A 9,124-nucleotide genomic window follows, 5' to 3' on the forward strand; every position below is an offset into this window, starting at 1 on the left:
AAACCTCTCAATTGAGAGGTTTTTTATTGGCTTTGAAAACTTAACTTGCAATATATTGTTGTAATTGGTCAATTAATTTACGTTGATCGTCCATGACTACTTTGACTAAGTCACCAATTGAAATTAAGCCAATCAGTTTATCATTTTCAACAACGGGTAGATGACGTAAGTGTCGATCTGTCATGAGGTCCAAACAATCTTCAACACTGTTGGATTTGGTGACGGTAAGTACTTTCGCAGTCATAATTTCACTTACAGTAGTCTCTTTAGAGGTGCGTTCCATTAGCATAACTTTTCGTGTGTAATCACGTTCAGAAAGAATACCCACGACTTTATCTTGATCAGTGACCACGAGTGCACCAATGCCTTTATCCGCCATAAGTGAAATTGCTTCAAGTACAGTCGATTCAGGGCTAATCGTAAAGATGGTCTGTTCAATTTTGTTCTGAATAACTTGTGCTACATTGGTCATTTACTAGTCATCCTTTGTTGTTTATTGTTTGATATTAAACTTAGCGTGAAATAAGAAAAATGCAAAGACTTTTCAAGTCAGAAATTTAATTTTACATTTCTCTTTATTTCACTTTAACGATTTTGATACAAAGTTAAGCAGGTTTTAAAGATTCAGAGAAAAAGAAATGACGCATTTGTTGAGTGGTTAATTTGAATTTTTGGCTTGAAGAGTTACACAGTGCAGGGGTAACGCTTAAACGAGTTAATGTTGGGAGTAGATATTCTTGGAAATCATTTGGGGTGATTTTGCGGGGGGTATAATTAGGCCAATGTAGTTGTGCATATTTATGTGCTTGGATACTGTTTAGCCAAAATGGAAAAATGAAATCTTGATGGTCAGACATCATTGCCCAGCCTTGTTCATGATATAAGCCCCAAAGTACGCCACAGTACATCATCGATTTTAAGATGGTGATTTTGAAGAATAAATCTTTAGGGATGAGCTGTAATGAATTAATTTGTTTCATACCAAAACGTCTATTGAGTTCAGACTCTATTGTAAGAAATTTAGATGAAAGTTCAGTGTAAGCTTAGAAAAACAATGTAAATAAATATGTATTTAAAAATAATAGGTATTAAAAAACGCCACCTTGGTGACGTTTTATTAAGCTTGCATAGTGGCTAAATTTTGCCAATATTGCCCTTTGATTGAGTCTCGTTCTACACGGAAACCTTGATAATAAAGTTCTGCTAAGAACAATGCTGATTTACCATGCCCAGCACGAGCGACGTCTTCCAATTGTTGAACTGCATCTGCAAAATTCATTTGCGATTGAATGGTGTTTACTGCATCTGCATACGCATGTTCTAAGTCTTGGCGAGAGAGTTGTTGAATCATATAAAACTCCTTATTGTAATTATGATTGCTAAAAAGACTGTTCAGTTTGTCTTTATACTAATTTAACCTTACTTTATTAAAGTAATATTACAATAAACTTGAATTGTCAAACAATATGTGTGGGTTGTACTGATAAAAACAAGGTTACATGATTAAACAATCTACAAAATGAATTTTTATTAATATACATATATTGGAAATTGTAAATATATAAGGAGAATAACATGACAAAAACATTTGATGGTTTGACTTTTGATTTGCCTCCAACAATCTCTCAAATCGTTGAGCTGGCTCATCAACATCGAAAAAATTTAGATGAAGCTATTTTTCATGAAGAAATCCACTTAGGGGACTATTGTTTAGCACAGCGTAAAAGAGTTTATGATTTTACTCGCCAATTAGACCCACAACAACGTGAAGAATTTTATAAGGTTTATAATGGTGAATTAAAGCGCATAGCAGATGATGATGAACTACATTCCGTAGATTCAGAAAAAGGTCTGAGTGCTTTTGCAATTATGCTGGTGTTAGGGATTATTGCATTAGTCCTTTATTTTGCAGTGATTAGAAATGTTGTTGGCTAGGCTGATGAGGATTGCTCAATTTCTGTTACAAATACATTGAAATTGAGCAAATTTGCTTGTGCTTCTGAATATGGCACCCTAAACTACCTTCAGTTCGAGGTAGGCTATGCATATTGCTATACAAAAAATTGTTCAATTCAAATCTAATATAAAGCTTGAATATGTTTATAACGTGCTCATATTGAGCATTATTACGATTATATTAATGCTTGCTTTAATTGCCCTTCATCGTCCCATTTCACTCACGCAATTTGAAAATGTTGTCAAACTTTCATCTCAGGCCAGTTACCCAGACACTCAGCAAATGGCATTGTCACTGATGCAGCAGCAACAGGTTCCTTACGGGCAATATTTTAAATTGATGCAGGCGCATCATTTGGAAATGACGCAGGCACATCAATTGCCTCCTTTGCAGGTGGAACAATAATTGTTTTAGGGATTTGCTCTATTGATGGTGGTGTAAGTGTGGGCGCTTGGGGGGCGAGGTTTTGCTTGAGTTTGGTTTCCAAAACTTTTTTATCTAATTTATCATTCACCACGATGATTGTGAGTCGTTCAGGGTGTACATGCTTTTGAATCGCATTTTGTACATCTTGCGCAGTCATTTTTTCTAATAAACGTGGATATTCATTTAAATAATCAGCCGTTTGATTGTAAAACCCCATTGAGCCTAACTGAGCATTAATATTGGCATTGCTACTATAATTGTTGGGGAAAGCGCGCAAAATTCCTGCTTTGGTTTCTTCTAATTGTTTTTGATCAATCGGTTGCTTTACAAAATCGACCAAAGCTCGATGAGCCACCTGTATGCTGTCGAGGAGTTGGTCCTGTCTTGTGGAGTAACTAAGACTAAAGGTTCCGGGAACTTGGCTAAATGAAAATGAACTATAAGCACCATAGGTGTAACCACGTTTGACTCGGAGTTCTTTCATTAAAACCGAATTAAAGCCACTTCCTCCAAACATTTGATTCGCAACTTCTAAAGCTAAACGGTCTGAGTCAAATCGTGTGGTACCTAAATGTCCCATAATGACATGGGCTTGGCTGGAGTTAAAAGCCATATGACGGATATCAAAACTAGATTTGTCTATGGGCTGAGGGAGTGGTTTTGCTTTTCCCCCTTGTTTTAGATGACCTGCAATACGTTCAGAAAGTTTGAGTGCTTCTTTGGGGTTTAGTTGACCTGTAATAGCAATGTTCATATTTTGTGCCACTAAGAATTGGTCACTAAATTGTTTAAGTTCAACTGGTGTGATTTTACTAATACTGCGCTGCGTTCCTGTAATAGGTTCAGCATAGGGATGTTTGCCATATAATGCGCGGTAAAATTGAATATTCATCATTCGGCTGGGGTTTTCTTGAACTTGCTTTTGACCCACTTGTGTATTGGTTAACATTAAATGAATGCTGGATTTTTTGAAGGTAGAATGATTTAAAACTTCGAGCATCATGCCCAACGCAGGCTCAAGCTTTTTTGGATCTGATAATACCCGTAGTTTTACAATGAACATATCACGATAAGCTTTCACACTAAATTGAGCACCAACAGCTTCAAAAGCACTGGCAACTTCGTTAGCGGTATATTTCTCTGTTCCTTCGTCAAGCAGTTGTGCAGCCATATTGGCAACACCATATAAGCCGGAAGCGATTTCTTCATCCCGCGCTGCACCTGCGTTGAAGGTCAATTGAATGTCAATGATAGGTAAATCTTGTGATTCGACAAACAATGTCCGAACTTTATAACGATTTTTGAGTTCGTGTACATAAGGAGCACTAAATTGAAGTTGCTTATTGTCGTTTTTCAAGCTTTGTAAAAGGGGAATTGATTTTAAATATGTCGGATCATCATTGCTCATACTATTTAAGTTCATATCAGCAATGACAGATTGAGTGCAAATAATGGAACTGAGTAAGATAAAAGGTCGTAGCTTAAACATAGGAAATTCCATTATTGTGCTTTATTTTTAGGTGAAACAGGAGAAAGATATAAGGTGCTGAGGTTGTCACGGACAAAATAAATATTCGCAACGCGTTGTATATCTTGTGGGGTTACTGTTTCAAAATGTTTAGGCAGTTCATCCATTAAACGGAAACTTAAACCGTTGATTTCTAGATTGCCAATCATTTTGGTTTGACCTGCAATATCATCTTGGCTATAGATTAAATTAGAAACGTAATTGGCAGTTACACGTTCAACTTCTTTAGGTTGAATTAACTCAGTTTTTAATAAATCAATTTCATGCTGAATAGCTTTTTCTGCATCTTGTAAGTTCACGCCATCGGTGGGTAATGCGGAAATACTCAATAAGCTATCTCCTCGATTATAAGGATCGTAAGAAACACTAATTGCGGTCAGAATTTTCTTGTCTCTGACGAGTCGATCTTGTAGCCGTGAAGAAATACCACTATCTAATACATTTTTAATAATAGTGAGTGCATAAGCATCTTGTGGATTTTTTGCTGTGATCAGTGAGCGGACATTCCATGCCATATATAAATTAGGCACTTGTACAGGTAAATTGAGTTCCATATGGCGATAACCGACATGATCAAACTCTAATACATCATTGCGTGGTGGGTTTTTTTTAGCAGAAATATCACCGAAATACTTTTGTACTTGAAGTAAGGTGCTATCTGAATCAACATCACCGACAATAATTAAAATGGCGTTGTTGGGGGTATACCAATCGCGGTACCATTTTTTGACATCTTCAAGCTGAATGTTTTGAAGATTTTTCATGTATCCAATCACGGGTTGTCGATAGTGACTGGTTGGGTAGGCAATCCATTTGAATCGTTCAAAAGCCAGCGATCTTGGATTATCATCGGTGCGCAAACGACGTTCCTCCATCACCACTTTAATTTCAGGCTCAAAATCTTGCTGACGTAACAGCAAATTACTCATGCGGTCAGATTCAAGTTCTAAAGCCATAGGTAAATACGTTTTAGGATAAAGCTGGTAATAGTTCGTGTAATTTGTGAAGGTTGAAGCATTAACACTGCCACCATAAATACGGCTTAAACGGGTGAATTCATCATTTGGAATTTTATTGGTTCCTTTAAACATCATGTGTTCAAGAACATGAGAAACGCCTAATAAGTTACCCGATTCATCACTACTTCCAACGCCATACCAGATTTGAGTCATGACCATGGGTGAGCGATGGTCTTCACGAATAATTACCTTTAAACCATTTTTAAGTGTTGTTTCAAATGTGGTGCGAGCTAATGCGCTACGTATTTCGGCATGCCCTAAACTGCTTTGTATTATGAGTAATGCAAAGCCAGTGGCTAAAAAATGCTTTTTAAAAAAAGAGAGCTTTGGAAAAGGTGATACATAACTTTTGAGCACAATATTTACCAAAGTGATGAATTATATTTAGGATTATTTTTAAGAAATTTTGATTTCAAAGCAAGACTAAGTTGTTCATTTTTGGTGTGCTCGGTGTCTACTGGGGATTGCAGAGGAAATTTATGCTAGAATCCTTGTTTTTTAACGCAATGCTTTTCAAGGATTCGGCATGCAACAGCAATCTAATGGGCAAAATAAATTTTTGATTGATGCTGATATCGGGGATGACGATGTCACTTTACCGAATTTACCTGCGGTAAATGTACCTATTGTTGAAACTGCAAAAGAAGAAGCAACTGTTTCTGCGCCTGTAGCCACAGAAACTGAGCAAGAAGATACTTCTGGCGGTGGCTTTTTTAGCCGAATGAAAGTGGGTTTAACCAAAACGCGCAAAAATCTTGCCGATGGTATGGTTAATATTCTTATCGGTGGTAAAGAAATCGATGATGAATTACTTGAAGAAGTTGAAGAGCAATTATTGGTTGCAGATATTGGTGTAGATGCAACAAAAACCATTATTGCTAATTTAACGGAACGTACAGCACGTGGTGATTTAATCTATTCACATTCATTGTATAAAGCTTTACAAGAAGAATTGGTGGCTTTACTTGCGCCACGTGTAAAAGCATTACACATTGATCCAAATAAAAGTCCATTTGTTATTTTGGTGGTGGGGGTGAATGGTGTGGGGAAAACCACAACCATTGGCAAACTCGCAAAACGCTTACAAGGTGAAGGTAAGAAGGTCATGTTGGCAGCAGGCGATACATTCCGTGCAGCTGCTACAGAGCAACTTCAAATTTGGGGCGAGCGTAATAATATTGCAGTGGTTTCACAAGGTCATGGTGCAGACAGTGCTTCCGTGATTTTTGATGCCTTTGAAAGCGCACGTGCAAAAGGTGTAGATGTTCTTATTGCTGATACAGCGGGACGTTTACATAATAAAAGTCATTTGATGCAAGAGCTCATTAAAGTAAAACGAGTAATGCAAAAAATTGATGCAACAGCACCGCATGAAATTATGTTGGTGGTGGATGCTGGCACAGGTCAAAATGCGATTAATCAAGTCGAAATGTTTGATGAAGCAGTGGGTTTGACTGGGCTAACCATTACTAAACTTGATGGCACTGCTAAAGGTGGTGTGTTGTTTAATATTGCAAGTCGTACTCATGTCCCGATTCGTTTTATTGGTGTGGGTGAGAAAATTGATGATTTACGCCCATTCTCAGCAAAATCATTTGTTGCCGCATTATTCGAAACAGAAAAGTAAAAATGCTTGAAGTTTCACGTAAGCTCCGCTAAATGCGGAGTTTATTGCTTTTAAGCCTATTATTTGATTTAAAAAACAACATATAAAAACAACCTATGCAAAGGAATATCTTGTAATGTATTGGAGTTTAAAGATTTAATATCTGTATTGGGGAATGCTGCTTGTGGCATTATTAGAAGAAATTGGTCATGTTTTAACCTCGAATATCACCAAAGATTTTAAGCTGAAAAAAAGAGCTGCTGAAGAAATACATGAACTCACTTTTGTTGATCATTTGAAAAAACGTCGCAGTATTCATGTGTTGGGGAAAAAGTTCATTTTAGCTTGCAACACTATAATCCAAGTATAGATTCCGCCGTGGCGCAATACTTGAGTATAGAATCCGCGCGCAATTGGTTTTTGGTTCAATTGAGCAAGAGGCGGACGAAAAACTTGATCCTCAAGATGGTGATCATATTCAAAATATTCGTCTAACTTTTGGTTATGAAAAAGCACCTCTATATCGGGTGCTTTTTATGTTTTTAAATAGACAGGAGATGAGAAAATAGTGCATCAGATTGTTCTATAAATAAAACACAATGTCACTTTTTTAAGCATGTATTCATTCTAAAATTAACATAAGATAAAACCATCCTAATAATTCTTATCAAAATTCAAAAGAGGATTGTCCAATGTTATTTTTAGATCAGATGAAGCAACGCCGTACTATCTATGCAATTGGTAATAATGTTGCATTAACACAAGATAAAATAGAAGAAATTATTAAAGATACAGTTCGTTATAGTCCTTCTGCATTTAATTCACAAACTTCACGCATTGTCACTTTATATGGTGAATCACATACAAAATTTTGGAATATCGTACGTGAAACATTGCGTAAAATGGTGCCAGAAGTGGCTTTTGAAAATACCAATGCAAAAATTAATAGTTTTGCCGCAGGTTATGGCACAGTATTATTCTTTGAAGATCAAGACACGGTAAAATCTTTGCAAGAACAATTTGCATTATATGCAGATCATTTTCCAGCATGGTCAGAGCATTCAACAGGCATTGCACAGTTTGCGGTGTGGACAGCATTAGCCGAACATCACATTGGAGCGTCATTACAGCATTACAACCCAGTGATTGATCATGAAGTTGCAGAGGTTTTTAGTATTCCTGAAAATTGGAAATTACGTGCTCAATTGGTGTTTGGCTCCATTGAAGCCGCTGCTGGAGAAAAAACATTTATGGATGATGCAGTACGTTTTAAAAAATTCGATTAAGTTGTTTTTCATTCTAGTCATACGGAGCGCTTAAATTGCGCTCTTTTTTATGGTTTAGAAATAGTAGATTGATAGCTATTAAGATGAAAAGCTTATCTCAATAAATACTTGAGAATACGATGTGTTGAAAATAGCTTTGTCATAAAATTGTCATTTATACATTGCATAGTGCAATTAAATTTTAATGATGAATAAAGAGAAAGTAGAATGGCTTTAAGATTAACTTTTGCTGTGGCTGCATTGCTAGTGAGTGGTACTGTATTTTCAGCGGTAACGATTACAGCACCAGAAGAAATCAAAATCCTTGCGGTGAATGATCAAGAAGTTAATACAGGTCTATTTCGTTCGAAAAATAACCAGTACGAAGTTGATGCAGGTGAAATTAGTCTTAGTGTGCGTTATAGCCAATATTTTGAACATCTCAATGGTGAGCATGACATCGTTAAGTCAGGCGTAATTACCGTGAAGACACCACCGCTAAAAGATGGTGAAAATTACCGCTTAAATCTAGTCAATGCACCCGCAGGTTTTGAAGCGGCAAAAAAATATGCTGAACAACCTATTGTAGCTTTATTTGATAACAACAACCAAATGCTGGTTCAACAAACAGGTGCAAATACAGAATCAAAACCTTGGTTAGCAAAAGGTATTTTTGCAAAAGCTACAGATTTAACTCAGAAGAAACGAATACCCGTTAACCAACCTACACCTGTTTATTTACAAGCTGGAACTTCTGTAGCAACAACTTTGAATTCTAATGTATTAGTTAATTCTACAAATACAGCAGATCAACAACTTATTCAGCTTTGGCAAAAGTCGAGTAAAGCCGAACGCCAAAAATTTATGACTTGGTTGGCTGAGCAAGCAAATTAATTCATTTATCATTGAAAGAAAAAGAGCCAGCGGAAGCTGGTTTTTCTTTTCTGTTGCGATTAATCGATGAAAAAAAGTCGAAAAAAGATTTAAAAGTGGTATTTTAGTTTAAAAAATAAGCGGCTGATTGAGTTTTTATGTTTTTTTGATAAATAGGGGTTGCACAAGACAATAAACTGTATAGAATACGCAGCATCCCGACGAGATAGATGGAAACGAACGAAGCACGAAGTGCTAAGTTGTTGAGTTTATTGAGTTGAGCGACTTAATTACTGACGAAGTATTAAGAAGATCATTAAGAGATTATGAAGAACAACTTGTGTGGATTTTTACTGATTGATTGATCGAAATTATTTTCATTGATTGATGGTAGAAATTACTCGAAGTTTATTTGAGAAATATTTGTCAGAAAATTGATGAGCCAAGATT

Annotated in this window: 11 protein-coding genes; 6 read left to right on the forward strand and 5 right to left on the reverse strand. The window is 36.3% G+C overall.

Features of this window, described 5'->3' with window-relative positions:
* Positions 1 to 40: 40 nt before the first annotated feature.
* The 3 genes from B9T25_RS10930 to B9T25_RS10940 form a co-directional block, all read right to left on the reverse strand.
* Positions 41 to 472, reverse strand: coding sequence for a CBS domain-containing protein (locus B9T25_RS10930; protein WP_086188449.1), 432 nt, complete (start codon positions 470 to 472; stop codon positions 41 to 43).
* Positions 473 to 605: 133 nt separating this feature from the next.
* Positions 606 to 980 (reverse strand): DUF2750 domain-containing protein, encoded by a 375-nt coding sequence (locus B9T25_RS10935; RefSeq protein WP_086188450.1) that lies wholly within the window; start codon positions 978 to 980, stop codon positions 606 to 608.
* Between the two features lie 137 nt (positions 981 to 1,117).
* Complete coding sequence (locus B9T25_RS10940; RefSeq protein ID WP_086188451.1) at positions 1,118 to 1,351, reverse strand: hypothetical protein; 234 nt, start codon at positions 1,349 to 1,351, stop codon at positions 1,118 to 1,120.
* A 224-nt stretch (positions 1,352 to 1,575) separates the two neighbouring features.
* Between B9T25_RS10940 and B9T25_RS10945 the strand changes: the two genes are divergently transcribed.
* Together B9T25_RS10945 and B9T25_RS10950 are read left to right on the forward strand one after the other, a co-directional pair.
* Positions 1,576 to 1,935 (forward strand): hypothetical protein, encoded by a 360-nt coding sequence (locus tag B9T25_RS10945; RefSeq protein WP_086188452.1) that lies wholly within the window; start codon positions 1,576 to 1,578, stop codon positions 1,933 to 1,935.
* A gap of 205 nt (positions 1,936 to 2,140) precedes the next feature.
* Positions 2,141 to 2,362, forward strand: coding sequence for a hypothetical protein (locus tag B9T25_RS10950; RefSeq protein WP_322853462.1), 222 nt, complete (start codon positions 2,141 to 2,143; stop codon positions 2,360 to 2,362).
* Here B9T25_RS10950 and B9T25_RS10955 read toward each other — a convergent pair.
* Together B9T25_RS10955 and B9T25_RS10960 are read right to left on the reverse strand one after the other, a co-directional pair.
* On the reverse strand, positions 2,289 to 3,872 hold the full coding sequence (locus tag B9T25_RS10955) for a M16 family metallopeptidase (RefSeq protein ID WP_171262763.1): 1,584 nt from the start codon (positions 3,870 to 3,872) through the stop codon (positions 2,289 to 2,291). The two genes, B9T25_RS10950 and B9T25_RS10955, sit on opposite strands and share 74 nt — an antisense overlap.
* 11 nt (positions 3,873 to 3,883) lie before the next feature.
* Positions 3,884 to 5,206, reverse strand: coding sequence for a M16 family metallopeptidase (locus B9T25_RS10960; RefSeq protein ID WP_086188468.1), 1,323 nt, complete (start codon positions 5,204 to 5,206; stop codon positions 3,884 to 3,886).
* Between the two features lie 250 nt (positions 5,207 to 5,456).
* Here B9T25_RS10960 and ftsY point away from each other — a divergent pair, with 250 nt between their 5' ends.
* The 4 genes from ftsY to B9T25_RS10980 all read left to right on the forward strand — a co-directional run bounded on the left by ftsY (position 5,457) and on the right by B9T25_RS10980 (position 8,695).
* The gene (gene ftsY, locus B9T25_RS10965; protein ID WP_086188455.1) at positions 5,457 to 6,557 is read left to right on the forward strand and encodes a signal recognition particle-docking protein FtsY; all 1,101 of its coding nucleotides are present in this window, start codon (positions 5,457 to 5,459) and stop codon (positions 6,555 to 6,557) included.
* A gap of 163 nt (positions 6,558 to 6,720) precedes the next feature.
* Positions 6,721 to 6,906, forward strand: a complete 186-nt coding sequence (locus B9T25_RS14690) for a hypothetical protein (RefSeq protein ID WP_228146879.1) — start codon at positions 6,721 to 6,723, stop codon at positions 6,904 to 6,906.
* Between the two features lie 322 nt (positions 6,907 to 7,228).
* A complete protein-coding gene (locus B9T25_RS10975; RefSeq protein WP_086188456.1) occupies positions 7,229 to 7,822 on the forward strand; it encodes a nitroreductase family protein in 594 nt (197 codons plus the stop codon).
* Positions 7,823 to 8,029: 207 nt separating this feature from the next.
* Positions 8,030 to 8,695, forward strand: a complete 666-nt coding sequence (locus B9T25_RS10980) for a DUF2057 family protein (protein WP_086188457.1) — start codon at positions 8,030 to 8,032, stop codon at positions 8,693 to 8,695.
* Positions 8,696 to 9,124 lie beyond the last annotated feature (429 nt).

The organism is Acinetobacter sp. ANC 4470 (genome assembly GCF_002135335.1).
GTDB lineage: Bacteria > Pseudomonadota > Gammaproteobacteria > Pseudomonadales > Moraxellaceae > Acinetobacter.

Excerpts from the sequence above, each read along its gene's own strand:
- ftsY (WP_086188455.1), top strand. The coding sequence starts at position 5,457 with ATGCAACAGCAATCTAATGGGCAAAATAAATTTTTGATTGATGCTGAT.
- B9T25_RS10945 (WP_086188452.1), top strand. The coding sequence starts at position 1,576 with ATGACAAAAACATTTGATGGTTTGACTTTTGATTTGCCTCCAACAATC.
- B9T25_RS10980 (WP_086188457.1), top strand. The coding sequence starts at position 8,030 with ATGGCTTTAAGATTAACTTTTGCTGTGGCTGCATTGCTAGTGAGTGGT.
- B9T25_RS10975 (WP_086188456.1), top strand. The coding sequence starts at position 7,229 with ATGTTATTTTTAGATCAGATGAAGCAACGCCGTACTATCTATGCAATT.
- B9T25_RS10955 (WP_171262763.1), bottom strand. The coding sequence starts at position 3,872 with ATGTTTAAGCTACGACCTTTTATCTTACTCAGTTCCATTATTTGCACT.
- B9T25_RS10930 (WP_086188449.1), bottom strand. The coding sequence starts at position 472 with ATGACCAATGTAGCACAAGTTATTCAGAACAAAATTGAACAGACCATC.
- B9T25_RS10935 (WP_086188450.1), bottom strand. The coding sequence starts at position 980 with ATGAAACAAATTAATTCATTACAGCTCATCCCTAAAGATTTATTCTTC.
- B9T25_RS10940 (WP_086188451.1), bottom strand. The coding sequence starts at position 1,351 with ATGATTCAACAACTCTCTCGCCAAGACTTAGAACATGCGTATGCAGAT.
- B9T25_RS10950 (WP_322853462.1), top strand. The coding sequence starts at position 2,141 with ATGCTTGCTTTAATTGCCCTTCATCGTCCCATTTCACTCACGCAATTT.